Origin of the sequence: Arthrobacter sp. StoSoilB5, assembly GCF_019977235.1 — a bacterium.
Taxonomy (GTDB): Bacteria; Actinomycetota; Actinomycetes; order Actinomycetales; family Micrococcaceae; genus Arthrobacter.
Window position 1 is genome coordinate 236,852 of record NZ_AP024646.1, and the last position, 18,920, is coordinate 255,771.

At 62.2% G+C, this 18,920-nt stretch carries 17 protein-coding genes; 15 read left to right on the plus strand and 2 right to left on the minus strand.

Features of this window, described 5'->3' with window-relative positions; translation table 11 throughout:
- Positions 1 to 11 precede the first annotated feature (11 nt).
- The 8 genes from LDN75_RS01170 (at position 12) to LDN75_RS01205 (ending at position 7,148) form a co-directional block, all read left to right on the plus strand.
- Positions 12 to 1,004: a VOC family protein gene (locus LDN75_RS01170; protein WP_223935373.1), complete on the plus strand. Its 993-nt coding sequence runs from the start codon at positions 12 to 14 to the stop codon at positions 1,002 to 1,004.
- Positions 1,005 to 1,134: 130 nt separating this feature from the next.
- Entirely contained in the window at positions 1,135 to 1,842 is a 708-nt protein-coding gene (locus LDN75_RS01175; protein WP_223935374.1) for an alpha/beta hydrolase, read from the plus strand.
- Positions 1,839 to 2,582 (plus strand): 3-oxoacyl-ACP reductase family protein, encoded by a 744-nt coding sequence (locus tag LDN75_RS01180; protein ID WP_223935375.1) that lies wholly within the window; start codon positions 1,839 to 1,841, stop codon positions 2,580 to 2,582. The genes LDN75_RS01175 and LDN75_RS01180 overlap by 4 nt, the downstream gene beginning before the upstream one ends.
- A 97-nt stretch (positions 2,583 to 2,679) precedes the next feature.
- A complete protein-coding gene (locus LDN75_RS01185; RefSeq protein ID WP_223935376.1) occupies positions 2,680 to 3,468 on the plus strand; it encodes an SDR family oxidoreductase in 789 nt (262 codons plus the stop codon).
- A gap of 55 nt (positions 3,469 to 3,523) precedes the next feature.
- On the plus strand, positions 3,524 to 5,209 hold the full coding sequence (locus LDN75_RS01190; protein ID WP_223935377.1) for a thiamine pyrophosphate-binding protein: 1,686 nt from the start codon (positions 3,524 to 3,526) through the stop codon (positions 5,207 to 5,209).
- A complete protein-coding gene (locus tag LDN75_RS01195; protein WP_223935378.1) occupies positions 5,210 to 5,836 on the plus strand; it encodes an alpha/beta hydrolase in 627 nt (208 codons plus the stop codon).
- Complete coding sequence (locus LDN75_RS01200) at positions 5,829 to 6,047, plus strand: recombinase-like helix-turn-helix domain-containing protein (protein WP_223935379.1); 219 nt, start codon at positions 5,829 to 5,831, stop codon at positions 6,045 to 6,047. The genes LDN75_RS01195 and LDN75_RS01200 overlap by 8 nt, the downstream gene beginning before the upstream one ends.
- Positions 6,048 to 6,050: 3 nt before the next feature.
- The gene (locus LDN75_RS01205; RefSeq protein WP_223935380.1) at positions 6,051 to 7,148 is read left to right on the plus strand and encodes a Rieske 2Fe-2S domain-containing protein; all 1,098 of its coding nucleotides are present in this window, start codon (positions 6,051 to 6,053) and stop codon (positions 7,146 to 7,148) included.
- A 160-nt stretch (positions 7,149 to 7,308) separates the two neighbouring features.
- Here the strand turns inward: LDN75_RS01205 and LDN75_RS01210 are convergent, their stop codons facing one another.
- A complete protein-coding gene (locus LDN75_RS01210) occupies positions 7,309 to 7,827 on the minus strand; it encodes a cupin domain-containing protein (protein WP_223935381.1) in 519 nt (172 codons plus the stop codon).
- A gap of 204 nt (positions 7,828 to 8,031) precedes the next feature.
- Between LDN75_RS01210 and LDN75_RS01215 the strand changes: the two genes are divergently transcribed.
- Positions 8,032 to 8,607, plus strand: coding sequence for a MarR family transcriptional regulator (locus LDN75_RS01215; RefSeq protein ID WP_223935382.1), 576 nt, complete (start codon positions 8,032 to 8,034; stop codon positions 8,605 to 8,607).
- On the opposite strand, the gene LDN75_RS01220 is transcribed toward LDN75_RS01215, so the two are convergent.
- The gene (locus tag LDN75_RS01220) at positions 8,597 to 9,625 is read right to left on the minus strand and encodes an Lrp/AsnC family transcriptional regulator (protein WP_223935383.1); all 1,029 of its coding nucleotides are present in this window, start codon (positions 9,623 to 9,625) and stop codon (positions 8,597 to 8,599) included. The two genes, LDN75_RS01215 and LDN75_RS01220, sit on opposite strands and share 11 nt — an antisense overlap.
- Positions 9,626 to 9,767: 142 nt before the next feature.
- Here LDN75_RS01220 and LDN75_RS01225 point away from each other — a divergent pair, with 142 nt between their 5' ends.
- From LDN75_RS01225 to LDN75_RS01250, 6 genes are all read left to right on the plus strand, one after another.
- On the plus strand, positions 9,768 to 11,186 hold the full coding sequence (locus LDN75_RS01225) for an MFS transporter (RefSeq protein ID WP_223935384.1): 1,419 nt from the start codon (positions 9,768 to 9,770) through the stop codon (positions 11,184 to 11,186).
- Complete coding sequence (locus LDN75_RS01230; protein ID WP_223935385.1) at positions 11,183 to 12,394, plus strand: M20 family metallopeptidase; 1,212 nt, start codon at positions 11,183 to 11,185, stop codon at positions 12,392 to 12,394. The genes LDN75_RS01225 and LDN75_RS01230 overlap by 4 nt, the downstream gene beginning before the upstream one ends.
- Before the next feature lie 90 nt (positions 12,395 to 12,484).
- Positions 12,485 to 13,882: an acyltransferase gene (locus LDN75_RS01235; RefSeq protein ID WP_223935386.1), complete on the plus strand. Its 1,398-nt coding sequence runs from the start codon at positions 12,485 to 12,487 to the stop codon at positions 13,880 to 13,882.
- Positions 13,879 to 14,235 carry a GNAT family N-acetyltransferase gene (locus LDN75_RS01240; RefSeq protein WP_223935387.1) on the plus strand — a complete coding sequence of 119 codons (357 nt, stop codon included), beginning with the start codon at positions 13,879 to 13,881 and terminating at the stop codon, positions 14,233 to 14,235. Before LDN75_RS01235 ends, LDN75_RS01240 begins: the two co-directional genes overlap by 4 nt.
- Positions 14,236 to 14,405: 170 nt before the next feature.
- The gene (locus LDN75_RS01245; RefSeq protein WP_223935388.1) at positions 14,406 to 15,983 is read left to right on the plus strand and encodes an RNA polymerase sigma factor; all 1,578 of its coding nucleotides are present in this window, start codon (positions 14,406 to 14,408) and stop codon (positions 15,981 to 15,983) included.
- A 202-nt stretch (positions 15,984 to 16,185) separates the two neighbouring features.
- Positions 16,186 to 18,867, plus strand: a complete 2,682-nt coding sequence (locus LDN75_RS01250) for a hypothetical protein (RefSeq protein ID WP_223935389.1) — start codon at positions 16,186 to 16,188, stop codon at positions 18,865 to 18,867.
- Positions 18,868 to 18,920 lie beyond the last annotated feature (53 nt).

The following is an 18,920-nucleotide window of genomic DNA, read 5'->3' on the forward strand; positions in this document are numbered from 1 at the left end:
AGGTTGATCCCATGAACTACTTTGCAGCAGAGCCCGTCTGTAACCTGCGGTCACTGCGTTCCGTATCCCTTAAAGTGCCTGACTCCGTGCCGGCAAAGGACTTCTATCAGGAGGTCTGGGGGCTCTCGATGGTGGAGGAGGACACCGATAAGTTCTGGCTCCGCGGAACCGGCTCCGAACACCACATCCTGAAGCTGGAAAAGGGCGAACATAATGCCCTCGGCGGGGTCTCCTTCGCCCTCGCTACACCGCAGGACGTGGATCTTGCTGCCACTAAGCTAGCCGCTTTGGGCATTCCTCTCTTTCGCGAGCCCGGCCCCTTGGACGATGCTGCCGGCGGTTATGGCCTGCAACTGGTGGATCCAGAGGGCCGCCTGGTGGAACTCTCCGCCAATGTCCATGCCGTGGTCAGCCTGGAGCCCTCCGGTCGGCGCGCCATTCCCCGCAAGATCGCCCACGTGGTGCTCAACACCATTGATATTGACCGCGCCACCGCCTTCTATACACAGGTGCTCGGGATGCGGATTTCCGACTGGTCGGAGCACCAGATGGCCTTCCTGCGCTGCAACAGCGAGCACCACGTCATCGCGTTCAACCAGGCTCCGTGGACATCCGTGAACCACGTTGCCTACGAAATGCAGAGCATCGATCACTTCATGCGCGGCATCGGCAGCCTCAAGCGACACAACATCGCGCCGCAGTGGGGGCCGGGCCGGCACGGCCCCGGCGATAACACCTTCTCCTACTTCACGGACCCGGCCGGCCTGGTCTGCGAGTACACGTCGGAAGTGGCCCAAGTGGACGAGGACAGTTGGCTGTGCCGCACGTGGAAGCGGACTCCCGAGCTGTCCGACCAGTGGGGAACCGCAGGTCCGCCTACCTCAGCCGTCCGCACCGCAATGGCGGGCATTCCGGATAGCGGATACCGTTCCCTCGTGGTCCCGGGACGTGAGGACTATTTCACGGTTCCTGAAACCTCTGCCGCAGAAAAAGTCCATGCCTAGCCGCCCTCCGCCGCGGCCAGTCGAATCTCCGCCCCTCCAAGCAGAAACCGGGCAGCCGAGAACTGAACGGTGGACTTCACCGCAAGGGATTTCGCTGGCGGTTCGCGGTGAAGGGACGCCGGTCTTCCTAATGCATGGCATCGGCGGCAACGCGTCATCATGCGGGCCCCTGGCCGCAATGCTGAGCGCGCAGGGCTACAGGACGCTTTGCTGGGATGCCCCGGGCTATGGCGCATCCGCGGACCCGGCAGGAAAGATGGACCATTCCGGCGTCGTCCTGGATGTTCTTGCCTGGCTCGGCATCGGGCCGGTCCATCTGATCGGCACCTCCTGGGGAGGCGTGATTGCCACCCGGGTAGCAGCACAGGCGCCGGAGGCAGTGCGGTCCATCGTGCTGGCGGACAGCACACGGGGCTCAGCGACCACAAAGGAAGGGGCGGAGCGCATGCTGGCGCGCGTGCCGGAACTGGCAGCGGCCGGCCCTCATGCCCTGGCCGCCCGGCGGGCGCCGAATCTGGTCTCGCAGTCCGCCCCGCCGTCGATCGCAGAAGCTGTGCGAGCCGGTATGGCAGCGGTCCGCCTGCCCGGCTATTCGGCAGCGGCGACGATGATGGCGGAAAGCGACACCAGCGCCCTCCTGCCGCACTTGCAGGTCCCGGCACTGGTTTTGGTAGGCGAGGACGACGTGGTCACCGGCGTGACGGAATCCAGGATCCTTGCGCAGAACATTCCGGGTGCCGCCTTTGAAATCATCCCTGGTGCCGGACACGCCGCCATACAAGAGAAACCGGCGGAAATGTCCGCTGCCATCCTCGCTTTTTGGAAGAGACTCAAGTGACACGACTAGTGGTAGTGACTGGATCTGGCCGAGGCCTCGGCTTCGATATCGCCGAACGGCTGGGGAGCGGCGGGGACCGCCTGGTCATTGCCGAGAAGAATGCGGACTTGGCCGAGCAGGCCGCGGCAACTCTGCGCGGACAAGGGCTTGATGCGACGGCGGTCGTCACCGACATCGCGGACAGCACCTCGGTCGCGGCCTTGGCCGACGCGGTCCAACAGCTCGGCGGCGCGGATGCGCTGGTCAACAATGCCGCCTTGGCCGACGGCGTGGGCGGAGACACTTTCTGGGAATTGGACGAAGACTTCTTCCAACGGGTCATGACGGTGAACGCGTTCGGGACCTGGCTCGTCAGCAAACACCTCTATCCACAAATGGCCAAAAAGCAGGCGGGTTCGATTGTTAACATCGCATCCGACGCGGCACTCTACGGCTCCCCGAGACTGGTCCACTACGTCGGATCAAAAGGGGCCGTCCTGGCAATGACCCGGACCATGGCCCGTGATGCGGGCGCGTCCGGAGTCCGGGTCAATGCAGTCGCCCCGGGCCTGACCCGGGTGGAAGCCACCGAGTCGGTACCTGCCTCCCGATACCAGCTCTACGCGGACAACAGGGTGTTGGCCCGGGACCAGCAGCCCCAGGACGTCTCAGGCGTTGTCCAGTTCCTGCTTTCCGATGCCGCAGGTTTCATCACTGGCCAGACCATCGTGGTCGACGGCGGCTTTGTTATGGGCCACTAAACCACTCTGAACCATGAACTACGTGCCAGTCCCGCCGGAAATTACCACCCACGAATGCACGCTCAGAGGCAAAGCCACTGAATAAGGAGAAGCCCACATGGACTTGCAATTGAAGGACCGCACTGTCGTTATTACCGGGGCGAGTTCAGGCGTCGGCCTTGCCACCGCCCGATACCTGCTCGGCGAAGGCGCCCAGGTTGCAGCCTGCGCCCGCGACGCTGGCCGCCTGGCAGCTGCCTTCGATGAATTTTCCTGGGCTGACAGGCGCTCGGTTTACCTGGCGTCCTGTGACGTCACCGACCAGGACGCGACGAACAAGTTTATCGCCGGCACGCTTGACAGCTTTGGCGCGGTTGATGGGCTCGTCTGCAACGCTGGCCGCTCCCTGATGGCCACGCTCCAGGAAACCACCGACCAACAGATCCGGGACGAATTCAGTTTGAAGATCTTCGGCGTCTTGAATATGGTCCGCTCCGCCAGGTCTGCCCTGGCTGCATCGGCACATGGCTCGGTGGTTAACGTAAACGCAATCCTGTCCAGGCAACCTGAGCTGCGCCTGGCCGCCACATCTGCTGCCCGTGCCGGACTGCTGAATCTTACGCATTCCCTCGCTGAGGACCTGGCCGAAGACGGTACCCGCGTGAACTCGGTGTTGCTGGGGCTGGTGGACACCGGCCAATGGCGCAGGCGGTTCGAAAATGCCGCCACTGAGCTGGACTACGAGGCTTGGAGTGCGGAACTAGCCAAGGACCGCGGGATCAAACTGGGTCGCTTCGGCACAGCCGAGGAAGTTGCGTTCCACATCGTCAGCTTGCTGTCGCCACTGAGCGGTTACACCACAGGCGCCTCAATCGACGTCGGCGGGGGAGTGGGCCGGTATGTCTAAGCAGTCTCCGAAGCTTCTCGGCCGGCCGGACCTTCAACATGAAAGAGATCCAGACATGTCAGAACCGCAAGCAGCAGCCGTCCCAAGAGAGCAAACGGGCGGCGATGTCCTTGTCCGGGTAATGCGCAGGCACGGCATCGACACGGCCTTCGGGGTCATCAGCATCCACAACCTGCCACTCGTGGAGGCAGTGGACCGTGAGTTGAACTTTGTAGCCGTCCGGCATGAGGCAGCAGCAGTCAACGCCGCTGATGCCTATGCCCGTGCCTCGGGCAAAATCGGCGTTGCCCTGACCAGCACCGGTACGGGAGCCGGCAATGCGGCTGGATCCATGGTTGAGGCGCTCACCGCTGGAAGCCGCGTGCTGCACGTGACAGGCCAGATCGATAGCGAATTCATGGGCAGCTCCCGCGGAGTGATCCATGAGGTGCCGCGCCAGCTGCAGATGCTCCACGCGGTTTCCGGCTACGCGCGCACGATTTTCAATGCCAAGGACGTGGAGGCCGATCTGGAGGAGGCAATCGCGCACCTGTATTCGGCGCCGCACACACCCGCCAGCATCGAATGGCCCACGGATCTGCAATATCTGGCGCTTCCGGAGGACCAGCGTCCAATCGACGCGCAGGTCAAGCCCTTGCCGGACTACGAGCCCGAAGCTGTTGCGAAGGCTGTGAAGCTTCTGGCGGGCGCCAAAAGGCCACTGATCTGGGCCGGTGGAGGTGCCGCTGGCGCGGAAAAGGAGCTTCGGGATCTGCTGCACCGTTTGGGCGCTGGTTTGCTGACCAGCAACTCCGGCCGCGGCGTGGTCCCGGAGGACGACGATCTCGTGATCGGCAATTTCGCCTCCAACCCCGGTACGATCCGGCTGATCGGGGAGTCCGACCTGCTGCTGAGCATTGGAACGCACTTCCGTTCCAACGAGACCCAGCACTACGCGCTCAAGCTGCCCACCCCGCACATCCAGTTGGACCTGGACCCTGCTGCCGTGGGCCGTGTCTATCCGGCCGATCTGGGCTTGGTGGGAGACTCCCGGACCATCTTGGAGGCGATCGGCAACCAGCTGGCCACCCATTCAGTGGAACCCGGGTGGGCCGATCAGGTGCGGACCGTCCGGCGGGACGTGCGGACCGCACTGACTGAGTACATAGGAGGTTATGCCGAAATCTGCACCAGCATTCGACGGCGACTGGACCGGGAATCCGTTATCGCACGGGATGTCACGATTCCTTCCAGCCAGTGGGGCAACCGCCTGCTCGAAATATACTCCCGGGAAACCAACATTTTCCCGCTCGGAGGCGGCATCGGCCAAGGGCTGGCGATGGGCATTGGCGCTGCCTGCGCCCGTCCCGATGTTCCCACGGTAGTTATTGCCGGGGACGGCGGCCTGGCCGTCCACCTCGGTGAACTCGCCTCCCTGGGTGGCTCGGGTGTCTGGTGCGTGGTGTTGGTGTTCAACGATGCCGGTTACGGCGTGCTGCGCAACATGCAGAAAGCCAACGGCTTTGCCGAAGCAGGCGTCAACCTGCATACGCCCGACTTTGACTTGCTGGCCCAGTCGCTGCAGCTGCCATTCTGGCGGGTTCGAGGTACCGGGACCTTTGATCAAGCCCTGGCCGAAGCGCTTGCGGTTCGGGGGCCCGCGGTAATCGAGATCGATGTCACGGCACTCGATCCCGTACCGGGCGCATTCGTGCCGCCGGTGCATGTTCCAACCCGGGACGAAAAAGGTATAGGGGAGTAGATGACATTGAGTACGGTTATTGATTCTGACTTCGGATATGAACCCGAGGAGTCCACGCCACAGCACGACGTAGTGTGCCTGAATGCCGGAACTTCAGCCAGCGAATGGTTTGCCAGCCAGGTGGACGCTCTTGGGGCCCGTGTCTGGGAACCCCAGATCAGCCTTGCCATCGACGTCGGCAGTTCACCGCGCCAGCTGGAGATGTGGGTCGACGCGGCCTCCTCGGCGCTGCGCGGGTCCCCGTCGGGCCCAGCGCACATTCTGGCGACGGGCGCGGCGGCCTACGGCGCCATAATGCTGGCTGCCACATACCCTGAGCAGGTCAAGAGCATCATCCTAGGTGACCCCGAGGTTGACACCACCTTGGAGGGATACACCACCACGCTCCGACGCGTGCAGGCTCCCTCGCTCGTTATCGCCGCGGCGCCGCGGAGCGACACAGATATCTCGAAGCCTCAAAGCGTTGCCGGCGGCATCGACAATGGGGTCTTTGTCATCATCGACAACACCCCCGCGCCAGCGCACCACAGCCGGCCCCACTCCTTCAACGAGTGGACCAAGTCATTCATGAAAATCGCCGAAGGCCTGCACGCCGTCGGCTCACCACAGGAGGAAGCCAATGCTTGAACAGTATCTTGAAGCAAACCAGTCCCGGGTGGGTCCGCCTCATCCTTACGAACAGAAGCTGGCGGGGGCGCTGACAGAGATCTTTGCCAGTGGAACCCATGAGCTTCCGGCGATCATCACGGGGCTGAACAACCTGGGGTTGAACGCCCCCGATGGCCAGCCTTGGGATGAAGCCCGTTTCCGTTCTGAAATGCGACGACTGGGAGAGTAGGACATGACAACTGAAACGGCCACAGCTGCCGCTGGAAGCAAGGCTGCCGGCAAAGGCAAGAGGAAATACGTCGTCGGTACCCGACGCCAGCTCGATGCTGCCGAGCTCGCTGCCACCGGACTGAGGGACCGCTGGTACCCGATTTACCCCTCGCGCTTTGTTGGCACGGGGGACATGGTCAAAGTCAAACGGTTGGGTGTGGACTGGCTGCTGTTCCGTGATGCCACTGGCCAGATCCGCATGTTGGAGGACCGCTGCCCCCACCGCAGCGCCCCGCTGTCGGTGGGCCAGCACTTGGGGGACCGCGTGGCTTGCAAGTACCACGGCGTCCAGGTCGATGGCCAAGGGACGGTTGTGTCGGTTCCGGGCATGCCCGGCTGCGCGCTGGAGGGCAGGACGGTTACTGCCTCGCTGGCGGTCGCGGAGGGGGCTGACACCATCTTTGCTTTCGTGCCGCTCACCGAAGATTCGGAGGTCACCGGGTTCAAGCTTCCAGACCGGTTGGACAACCCGGAGATTTCCTGGTTTTCAAACTACGCTGAATGGATTAGTCCTTGGCGCTACTACATGGACAATGTCCTGGACCCGATGCATGGCGCGTTCCTGCACCGCGACTCCCACTCGATGTTTGGCGGCGATACCAGCGCCCGGTTCCGCATCCGTGAAACTGATCGCGGGTTCTTCTTCGAAAAGACGGACCAGCGTGGCAAGAACTTCGACTGGGTGGAATTCTGCCGCGAATCCATGGATTACGTGGACCTGGAGATCCCCTACGCGGAATCGGCAGGCCCCGGAGGGTCCTTCGGCATTGTCGGAATGTCCACGCCTATTGATGAAAACACCTCGGCTGTTTTCCACTGGCGGACTCGGACTGTCTCAGACTGGGAGCGGGACGTTTGGCGCTTCATGTACAAGGCCACTCTTGAGGAGAAGCACTGGGCGGTCTTGGAACAGGACCGTGAATTGCTTGAGGCACTGGCCGCGGACGCGGACAGGGGTGAGCATTTGTACCAGCACGATCTTGGCGTAGCCCGGATCCGTCGGGTCCACGAGGCTGATGCCCAGAAGCAGGCTGCCATTCTCCTGGACGGGAGCGCCTGAGGTCGGAAGGTATTTGGTAGAGCCTGCGGCTCGGGGAATCCCGAACCGCAGGCTCTACCTATTGCGCATACATGGTTCTTCTCTGAAGCGCCCCCTGGAAACACGAAACCCGGGTACCAGCCGTATCGGCGGTACCCGGGTTTCGTGTTTGAAGAGGTCCCTAGCGCGTCACGCCATGCATCTCGGACGTGGGTGGGTAGAAGGGAATCTCGGGCTTTTTGGCTCCAATGATCACGCAGATGATGGCGTCCTGGTCACCGACGGTGCGCAGGCTACGGGGAACGCCGGCTGGAACCCGGATCAAGTCCCGGTAGCCCAACACGCGGCTTGCCATCCTGGTGCCGTCTTCCACGTCATGCACGCTGAACTCGACCTGCCCTTCGAGGACGAAGAACACCTCTTCGACGTCCGGGTGGGTATGTTCTGGACCGACGCATCCGGCGGGCAACACCATGTTGGAGAACGTGAAGTGTTCTGCCTGGAGGATGGTGTTATCGTCCGAGTGGTCACCGGTGGCCCCTGATCCTATGTAACGGACCTGGCCGCGCCGGAACTTTTCCCCCATCTTGGTTTGGAACTTGAGCGTATCGAAATCGACAACCCGGCTCTCAAGGGAGGCGATGGACGAATCGATCAGCTCCTCGAGCTCAGCAGTCGTTGCATCGAGGGCTTTACTCATGATTGGACCTCACTTCGGATTTGTTGTGATGGGACCGTTGAGCCGGTGGGGAGCCTTCGCTCCGGTTCCCTCGACTCTAACTATCTCAATACTAAGGTAAATTGGAAGGCGTCACAAGGATCTGAGTATCGAAATTGGCATAAACAGTCCATGTTATTGGGAAACTCAGTGTTAAGATGCTTAGACCGAACAAGGAGGATACCAATGGTCCCTGTGACACCAAGCGCTGAATCCGACGCCGCTGAATCCGACGTCGTTGAATTGGTCATCGAGGACTGGCGTCGCGAACGGCCCGACCTTGATCCCAGCGCAATCGCGGTGTTTGGGCGACTGCTGCGCGTAGTGGCCGCACAGCGTGCCGTGCAGGACTCGATCTATGAGCCGTATGGGCTCACCTTGGCGTCCTTCGATGTACTGGCCAACCTGCGCCGCTCGGGACCGCCGCACAGGAAAACTGCCGGTGAACTGGCAAATTCTTCCATGCTGACCACCGGTGGAATCACCTTCAGGCTGGACCGGATGGAGGAGCAGAACCTCATTGAGCGCGTCCGGTCGCGGGAGGATCGCCGCGTCGTCTTTGCCCAGATGACCGAGCATGGCAAGGCGCTCATAGACGAGGTTATTTCGAAGCACTTTGATACGCAGCACAACATGCTGGCTGGACTTACGCCCGAGGAAGTCGAGCAGCTGGCGGTGCTCCTCAAGAAAGCTGAGCTATCGATTGCGGCCTTTGATTCGCAGGCTGCACCCGCGCCTGAGGAAGTTTCCGTCAACGGTTAGTTGAGGGAGTTCCATCCAGCGTCTCCCTCCATAGGGGCAACGGCACCACGCTGCGGCTGCGCCCGGATTCGTCAAGGATGTGGCCGAGGCGTTTGTACGTCCGGACCACGGCTTGCCGCGAGATCACTGAGCTCCCGGGCGCACGCTCCGCGAGCTCGCGTTCAAACGCCTGGGCTTCCAAATAGTCGCGGACCCACAGTGTGACTACGAGGTTCTGCGCGCCGAGCACCTGGGCGCTAAGGCGGCAATTCGGCTGCGCAGCGAAGTAGCGCCCCACATCGTCTACGTCGCGGGCGGGGACATTGAGCATAAGCGTGACCTCCCGCAATCCCCGGTTGGCAGCTCCGGACGTATCGCACCTCAGCGTCATGTAGCCCGAGGCAAGGACGCGTTCCACCCGGCGTCGGGCGGTTTGCGGTGAAACTCCGCAAGCTGCACCAAGGTCCGCCCAGCTTGCCCTCCCATCCGAAGCCAGTTCTTCCAAAAGGGTCGCGTCCAACGTGTCGGGCGAATAGGCTGCCGGCGCAGGCAGCGGTTCCGTCGACATGAGCCGGGCCCGTGAAGGTTCCAACGTTCCGCTGCGCCACTCGGATGCCTGCCGGTACAGCTTGGTGACGAATACGACCTCCCTGTGCGTGATGCCAGGCAGGGACGGGAAGGATCCCGTGACGATGTCCATGAGTTCTTCGTGGCTCGATGCGAAGCAATCCACGAACAAATCATGGGATCCGGAGACCAGCGATACGGTTCCGTAGGCAGGTTCCGCGCACAATTGCCGGACCAGAGCTTCATTTTCGCTGGGCAGCGACGATAGCTGGATGAACGCGGACCACCCGGCGCTCAAATACCGCGGGCCTGGTGACGGCGTGATCCATGCCAAGCCCTGCTCCGAAAGCGCTTGCCAGCGGCGTGCCACAGTGGGGCCAGACAGTTCCAGCACGTCCGCCACGCGGCTCCATTCGGCGCGGGGATTGATCTGGAGCGCATTAACGATTTCGAGGTCAAGCTCTGAGATCATGGCTGATTCTTTCAAAATTGCCTGCCTCAAGTGATTTTCCAACAATTTCATGGTCAGTGTAACCGCTAACACTAGCGTTGTGACTCGCATCACCGCCGGCGAATCCGCCGAAGACCACAGGCACAACACCACAAGGAATCACATGGCAAGCAAGACAGCACCTCCTGCGACAGGGGCCACAACGCGCAGGACTATCGCGGGAATGATCCTGGCAATGGCACTGATCGAGTCGCTCAGCGGAGTCACGCAGGGATACCTGAACCCGATACTGCCTGCGCTGGGACCCGTCTTCGAGATTGATGACCCCACCATCAACGGCATCTTCCTCATCTCCAACGTCAGTTTTGCGGTTCTCACGCCGATCATTTCCAGGCTTGGCGACAGCTATGGATACCGGCTTGTTCTACGCTGGTCCACCGGCGTCGTAGCGGTGGGCGTGCTCCAGATGGCGCTCTGGCCGTCGCTGTGGACGGTGACGGTTGGCGTCGTCATGCTGACCTGCGTTGTGGGCTTCATCCCGCTGATGATGGGAATCCTCCGCGTCAGCAGCCCGGCACACACCCGGACCGGCGTGAGTGTCATGATCGGCATGCTCATGATCATGGTGGGAGCCGGCGGCCTGCTTGCAGGAATCGTCGGCGTCACCGATCCGACGCTTGGATTCTGGGTTGCCGTTCCGTTCGCGGTCATCGCTTTCGTCTGTTCCTTCGTACTGCCCGACGCCGGGGTCCCCACTCGTGAGGGCATCGCTTTGCTCCCGCTTCTGGCCTGTTCCCTCGGGCTGATTGGTTTCGTGGTGGCACTCTCCATGGCGCCTGAATGGGGCTGGCTCGACGCCCGCACGCTGGCTGCCGGCCTGGTGGGGTTCGCCCTGCTGGCCTACTGGGCAAAGCGCGACTACAGCGGGGCCCATGGCGGCAGGTTCATGGACCTTCGGATGCTGGCCAATCCACGGATCCGTGCCATTTCCGTGGCCACGTTCTTCTTCGGCTTCGCGTCCATCAGCTACTTCGGCACCAACGGCATCTTCCTGCATTCCAACCCGGACAAGACCGGATATGGGTTCGCGCTCAGCCCGCTGATGATCGCGATTGTGCTGGCTTTGGCTTCCGTTCTCTCACTGGTTTCCTCGCTGCTGACGGCACGGGCACTGCGCCGATTCGGCGAACGCGCCACCCTGGTATTTGCGGGCCTGCTGCTGGCAGGCGGCTTCCTGGTCATGATCGTGGCCCACGGGTCCTTGTCCTGGTACTGCGTGGGTTTTGCGATGTTCAACCTGAGCCTGGGGATGTACCAGGCAGGCACGCGCTCGCTGTCCGTGGAAGGCGTTCCGCTGGAAGAAACGTCGACGGCGGCCGGGCTCAACGAGCTGGCCCTGTCCGTCGGCATCGCGGTGGGTGCCGCCGTCGTGAAGCTGCTGTCCTCAGCCTCTGTGGAATCCGGCCGCATCACCGAGGCCGGGCTTCTGTCCATCTGGGGAGCACTGGCAGTGGCCGCGCTGATCGCGGCCGCGGCAAGCGCCCGCTACCCGAAGCGCGAGAAAGCCGGGGTGTCCGCATGACCGCCACCGGACTTAACAGCATGAGTCGCGGGGCCGGCGTCGTACGCGAATCCCAAGGCGACGTCGAGGCTACGCTGAAGGCCGCCACAGAACGCTGGAAACCGGACCTGCTGGACCTCAGCCACGCCATCCACGCTGATCCGGAGCTCGGCGGCCAGGAGTTCCGTGCCGTGAAGCGCGTCAGGCGGCTGCTTCGGACAGCCGGGTTCCGCTTCGATAATCGCCAGCCACTCCAGGCCACCGCGTTCAGCGCGAGCTACGGAAGCGGTGAACTGGTGGTGGCCCTCTGTGTTGAGTATGACGCCCTGCCGGACATCGGCCACGCCTGCGGACACAACGTCAATGCTGCCAGTGCCGTGGGGGCGGCGCTGGCCCTGGCGGCGGTGGCCGACGAACTCGGCATCACTGTCAAAGTGCTCGGAACGCCCGCGGAAGAGACCACCGGCGGCAAAGTGAACCTGATCGAGGAAGGCTTCTTCGAAGACGTCTCACTGGCGATGATGGTCCACGCCGGCGGGGGAGACGTCGTGGGCGGTTCGTCCTTGGCGATGTCCATGTGGGACGTGTTGTTCGAGGGCAGGCCGGCCCACGCCGCTGCTGCCCCGATGGAAGGGGTCAACGCCCTGGACGCGCTAGTCGTCGCGCAGACCGCCATTGCGCTGGCCAGGCAGCAGCTCCCGACGGCGTCGATCGTTTCGCTGATCGTCACTGAAGGCGGAAGCGCCGTCAACGTCATCCCCGAGCGTGCACGGGCGAGCGTTGAGATGCGGGCTCCGAGCATCGAGAAGCTGCGCATCATCCAGGACAAGGTCCGGCGGTGCCTCGAAGCAGGCGCCCACGCCAGCGGTTGCACCCTGCAAGTCACGCCAACCGGCAACGACTACGCCGAACTCCGCCAAGACCCGTTCCTGTCCCACGCCTACCGGGCAGCCATGACGGCCATCGGAAGGGACGTTTCCTTCAATGCCGAGCCAGTGGCTTCCACGGACATGGGCAACGTCTCCCAGCTGGTGCCGAGCATCCACCCGATCGTCGGCTACGACGTGAGGGGCGCGGCCCATCACACGGCCGAGTTCGCCGCCTTTGGCGCTTCGGCCTCCGCGGACAAAGCTGTGCTGGACGCCGCTTTTGGCCTGGCGGCCGCTGCGTCCGCTACCGCCTTGGATCCGGAGGAACGGAGCCGCCTATTGACCAGGACGAGCGCTTAGCATGTGCCAACTGCAGTGCGGCTGGCCCCCGCCGCGCTGCGGGCGGACAATGGAGTCAGCACGCAGGCGCGTGTATTTGTAGGGAGGGCCATGGAACGGGCAAAGCCGGTTCGTCCTCCCGCCAGCCGGACCACGGCTGTGCCGGGAGCTTCGGCTGTGCGGCTGGAACCGGCTGTGCGGCGGGATCCAGCGATCGACCTTGTCCGTTTCATCTGCCTGCTCCTGGTGGTCGCGGCCCACTGCATGATGGTCAGCCCCGTTCTGCACAGGGATGGGAAAGTCACCACGGAAAACACGCTCATGGAGCAAAGTTGGTTCACGCCAGTGGTTTGGGTGCTCATGATCGTCCCGTTGTTCTTCGTGCTGGGCGGCGTAACCGGGTTGCAGTCGTGGCGACGGTTGAGGGCACGTGGTGGCACCGGCTTTGACTTCGCCCAGCTGAGACTGCTGCGCCTGGTCCGTCCGGCCATGGCCCTGCTCGGGACCATGTGGGCAGGACTCTGGGTGGCACTGCTCCTCGGCGTGGATCCACAGGTGATCCAATTGATGACCACTGGCGCCGCGATGCCCCTTTGGTTCCTGGCAGCGTACCTCACAGCCCAGCTCAGCATCCCGTTAATGGCCCGGCTCCACCAACGTGCCCCATTGCCGACCTTAGGCATACTCGTGGCGCTGATCATTACCGTTGATTCCCTGCGCGGAGCGGTCCCCGTGCTGGCCTTCATCAACATGGTGTTTGTCTGGTGCGCAGTCCAGCAGCTCGGCTTCCTCATGGCCGACGGCTTTTTTGAGCACCGCAGCAGAACCTGGCTGGTAGGGGCAATCGTAGTCAGTAACGTTCTGCTCGGACTGGTGACCGGCGTGGGCGTGTATCCGGGCAACATGGTGGTAAACATCAATCCGCCCAGCCTTTGCCTGCTCCTCCTGGGCATCTCGCAGACTGCAACCCTCCAACTCCTGGGCACGGGCATACGGTGGATCGCCTCCGTGCGCTGGATACGGACGATCATTGCCGTGGCGGGCCGCCGCTCCATGACCGTCTACCTCTGGCACCTTCCGCTGTTGGTAGGTATGTCCGGACTCCTGCTCCTCACCGACTTTCCCAAACCGGCAGCCGGTACAGCGGAATGGTGGTGGGCGCGCATCCCCGTCTTCTTCGCAGTCATCGGCCTGCTGCTGCCGGTCGTCTTGCTCCTTGGTCGCCTTGAGAACCGTCCGACGGCGGCCAGCCACGCCCGGGGTCCCTCGCGGACCGCTGTGGTGACTGCCGCCGTCGTGGTCCTTATCCCGGTTGCCGATGCCGCCTTCAATGGCCTGACGCTGGCGCTCCTGGGCGGGGGAGCTGCATGCTTCGCGCTCGCGGTCCTGCTGCTTGGCAGGGTCCCGACGCCGGTGCTACCGCCGCCGGTACAGGACGGGACACGAAAGCGCGAGGGGAAGCTTTCCACATTGCCAGCGCACGGTTTACGTGCCAATCTCGAATCATGACCGAGCACACCGAATCATTGGCAGACTCCTTCCGCGCTGGCGTCACAACAGTGCGCAACGACAAATTCCACCGCTATGAACTCCGCGTAGACGGTGAGTTGGCGGTGATTTCCCAATTCATCGATAGGCCCGGTCACATCGATTTCACGCACACAGAAACTAGGTCCCAGTTCAAGGGCCAGGGATTGGCCAAGGTATTGGCCCACTTTGCCTTGGATGATGTGGTGGCGTCAGGCAAGCGCATCATTCCGCATTGCCCGTACATCGCCGCGTACCTGCAGAAGCATGAGGGTTATGAGCAGGACGTCGACTGGCCTGCAGAGAAGCCTGTAGGCGAACCGGACAACGAGTAGGGTTTCGGGTCCAAATCGACGTTTCGAGCGCGGCTGGTTCATGAAGGCTCCCAACTGATTAGTGCACGTTCCTGCCGGATCGTGTCGCGGAAATTTCGAGTTATTTGAGCCCATAGTCCTAAGCATCCTGCGATTCAAGTCATCCCGGAATTTGCTGTCACACTGGGCCTATGGGGAGCGATTTTGATACTGGCTCCAGCGGTGGAACCATCACCGCTGGACCAGTCAGCGATCAGGAAATCATTGCGACGGTCCGTGGAGGCGACACTGATGCGTTCGACTTGTTGTACCGTCGGCATCTGGCGGCGGCTCAATACGTTGCGCGAGCGAATACTGATAACCCGAGCGACGCCGACGACGTCGTAGCCGAGGCATTCGCATCAGTGTTCCAGGCTCTGAGCAGCGGCAAAGGACCGCGGGAGTTTTTCCGCGCCTACCTGCTGACAGTGGTCCAGCGGACAGCGCATGCGCGGAACCGGAAAGCAAGGCTCACCCAGTCCGCGCCGGATGATGCCACCCTGGATTCCGCCGTCGTCGACGCCGATCCCATCTTGAGGGAATTCGAATCCTCAGCTGTGGCGGCGGCGTTCAAGTCGCTTCCCGAGCGTTGGCAAGCGGTGCTCTGGCACGTCGACATTGAGGGGATGAAACCGGCTGCTGCTGCGCCGTTCATCGGTGTCAGCCCCAATGGAGTGTCGTCTTTGCTGATCCGGGCAAGGGAGGGACTCCGCCAGGCGTATTTGCAAAACCACGTGGTGCTGGCACCCGATGATGAGTGTTCGGAGTATTCCGGCCAGTTGGGCAAATATGCACGGAACGCCCTGAAACGGACCTCACGCGAAAAAGTCAGTGCGCATCTGGAGACCTGTTCCAAGTGCACTGCGCTCCTCTTTGAACTTAACCACATCCAGGGTGCCATGAGGGCGGCTCTCTTCCCCTTGGTGACGGGCATCCTGTTGACTCCAGGCGCAACTGCGGGATTGCTCGCGGCATCGAATCCGTCCGGTGTCACTGGGCAGAGCGCTGTAACAGTTCGATCCCTCGGCAACGTGTGGAAGGTGGCTGTTGTTGCGGTAATGGCTGCAGGGGTGGCGATTCTTGGTCTGGTTGCATGGTTCGGGCAGTCCGGTGCGGAAACCAGCAACGCCAACGATGCCCCGGGCACCTCCGCGTCGCCCGGGGAATCCAACCCAACAACGGCTACGGCACAGCCGCCAGCCCACCCGTCCCCAGCTCCAACGGCGGCGCAGCTCCCGCAACTTTTTACGCCTATCGAGGTTCCGCCGAGTCCTGCATCCACTGAAATCGCACCCAAACGGGCAGCGGATGTCACGAACTCCGGAACGGTGTCCTCAACCACAGAGGCCACTCCTTCAATGGCTGCCGCATCGCAGACGGTCGATGCTGCCTTTGGCATGGAATCCGGAGGCGGGGTACCTGAGCGCGATATCAGTGTGGGCTTCTCACTGCTGGGGGACGGGACACCGGGCTCCGGTGAAGCAATCTTCAGCCTGTCAGAGAATGCCACATTCATCCCGGGGAAGTTCTCCGCGCCGTCCGGCTGGTCGTGCTCAGACCCTGCCGCGGAGAGTCGTCGGATCCGCTGCACCATAGCCTCGATCGATCCTGCCAGCCTGGCATTCGAATTGGGCGTTTCAATCTCAAATTCGGCCGAAGGAAGCACTCTGAACTACCAGTTTGCCGGCCAACACATCATTGCCAAGTCCTTCGCCAACGGCTTCCATTAGCCGCTGAGCGCTGTCTTCGGAACTCCTCGAAGAAATGCCCAAAACTTTTTCGATTTTCTCCGTCACGATTCTGACTCAGCCCACACTAAGAGGCTGACAATATCTGTGCGAATCGGCTTCCTTGGAAGCGGAAGCGCCAAGCGCTGTCGCTTCGGAGTCGAGGCTGGGGCGCTTGGGGACGATGGAAAGACAAGCAACAGCCGTGAAGAATTCCCTCTTGGCCAGAACTTTGGTGATACTTCTCTCCACCCTTACTGCTGCTTCGGCGGTGGGCGGCCTTCAACTTTCTCCTGCGCAGGCGACGACGCCCTCAGTACCCGCCGCCTCCGATGCTCCCCAGCCGGGCACTGTGGTGTTCTCGGAAGATTTTGAGCACGGCAGCCCTAACTCGGCTCTCGGTGCGCAGTCTTACTCCGCGCCCGGGTCAAAGCAGTACGTTGGCAAGGGCGGCCAAGCGTATACAGGTTCCCCAAGTTGGATCGACGCCGCGAGGTGCAATGGCGTCGTCCTGAGCTACCGGAATTCCACGACGCCCACCTGGGCGCAGTCCGGGACGGTCGCCGCCGGCAACAACAATCGGTGTGCCGAACTCGCGGATGTCCGCAGCTATCAGTACATGCGCATGCTGGCCTTGGCCATGGGCCAGCAGTTCACCCCTTCTTCCCCCGCCACCAACCACGTCAACAGCTCTTACACGGAATGCCCCTCCACCAGCTCAAGCGGATCGGTGTGCGACGCCATCCCGTCAGGGCCCACTGATGGGGTGATGTTCAAGACTGCCAGCCCGATCCCGGTGACCGCCGGCCACTATTACACTTTTGGCGTCAACACGGCGTACATCAATTGCGGTGCGGCAGCGGGGGATCCGTCCTATCAGTTCGCCACTGTTGACAACGCTGGGATAGCCACGCCCATGGGGAACCCCCTCAACGGGTGCCAAACCTCGGACGATCCCAATGTTGACTCATTCCAGCAACAAGTCACCAGCGATGTCGGCGGAACCCAGGGAACGGTCACCAGGACCGTCAACATCAACTCGATGACGTCCAACACGGCAGTCCTGGCCACTGGCAATTCCCTGGGGCTGGAAATGTGGAATAACAATGGCGCCACCAACGGGAACGACGGCGCCTTTGATGATGTGCGCCTGGTTGACGTCACTCCGCAATTGAAGCAATCCTTCACGCCCTCGTTGGTTGGCCCCGGCGAGATTTCCACCCTCACCCTCACGGTCACCAATTCCAGCGAACTCAACGCGAAGCATGACTGGTCAATCAATCAGATGCTTCCGCCAGGACTGGCCGTCGCAGCCGCTCCCAACATCGGTGGAACGTGCGTTCAGGATCCGGGAACCAGCCCGTTCACTCGCTTGGCAGATGCGGGGAGCCGTAGTCTTTCGATCTCCGGCGGCGACCTCCGTGCAGGCCAGGCCTCGTGCACCGTTATGGTGGATGTTACTGCCGCCGCGGAGGGCACCTATGCCAGCGCATCCGGGGATATTGCGACCAACTTGAACGCTCCTGCACCGGATTCCCTGGTGGTCCGGGCTCCCCGGATAGCGCTGAGCAAAGCGCTGACCACCGCGCGAGCTGTGGGCTCCGACCAATTCACTATGGAGATTCGCGCTGGGTCTCCTACCGGGCCCGTGGTTAATGCCACAACAGAATCCACTACCGTAGGATCTGTGGCATTCATTGCCGCTGGTACTGGTGTTACGGGGCACACTGTGGCCGACGTGGGCACTACCTACTACCTCACGGAAGCGGGAGGAATCCCGTCCAATTACCACCAGAGCATCACCTGTACGGATGCCGCTGGCCTGCAGCCCGGCTTGCCTGCTGGCGCTGCGATTGACCGGCCGTTTGCACTAACGCCCGTCGCCGGCGCAGACATTGAGTGCATTCTGACTGGCGCCGCTGCTCCCCTTCCTGGCCTCGGGTTTACTCACAACGCTGATGCCACGGCTGTCCAATCCCCAGCGCAGGTAGGTGATGTGATCCAGTACAGCTTTGCGGCGAAAAACAGTGGCAACGTGGCGTTGACGGACGTTGCCATCAACAACACCCTGGCCGGGCTCTCGGCGTTGGCATATTCGTGGCCCGGGGTCCCCGGCCAACTGCTACCAGGTCAAACACTGACCGCGGTTGCTGCGTACAGAGTCACCCAAGCAAACCTCGACGCCGGTCAGGTCGCCAACTCCGCTACACTCGCCGGCGTTGCGGGAACGGGCCGCCTCATGGCCTCCTTGCCCGTGGCTTCAGATACGCGGTTATCACCGGATGCACGCCTTGAATTCTCGACCACTGCAGATGCCTTTGCAGTGGGCGATCCTGCCCGGGCGGGCGAAGTCATCACGTATAACTTCGCTGCGAAGAACGTCGGAAACGTCGCCCTTATGGACGTTTCCGTGGAGGATCAAGTGCCGGGAGTCGGGCCACTGGCTTACGTGTGGCCGGGCGTCGCCGGTGAATTGCTGCCTGGTGAAACGGTGACGGCTTCGGCAACCTACAAGCTCACATGGTGGGACATCAAAGCTGGCAACATCACTAACGCGGCAACAGCTGCGGCGACGTCTTCGGCGGGTGGGCTGGTAACAACGGATCGTGCCATAACCGCAGTGGCTTTCCCGCGCACGGGGCAGAAGGAGGCCGTAGAGGCTTTCCTGCGGATAGCTGCGCAACCAGGACAACAGGCCACCCTGAGGCCCAATCCGAAACAGCCAAGCGAGTCGGTTCAGCCAAGCGAGTCGGTGACGAGTGGCAATTCATCAGTTGGAACGTTGCCCAACACGGGAGTCACGTTCTCCGTCCTGCCGGTTGCTGTCCTCATCCTTTCCGGTGTCGTCCTCCTCCTGTTCGGGCGTCGAAAGCTCTCTGTGGATTAGCCGCGCCTACGTTGCCACTGCACGGCGTGCCAGAAGAGGAGGGCCGCCGTGAG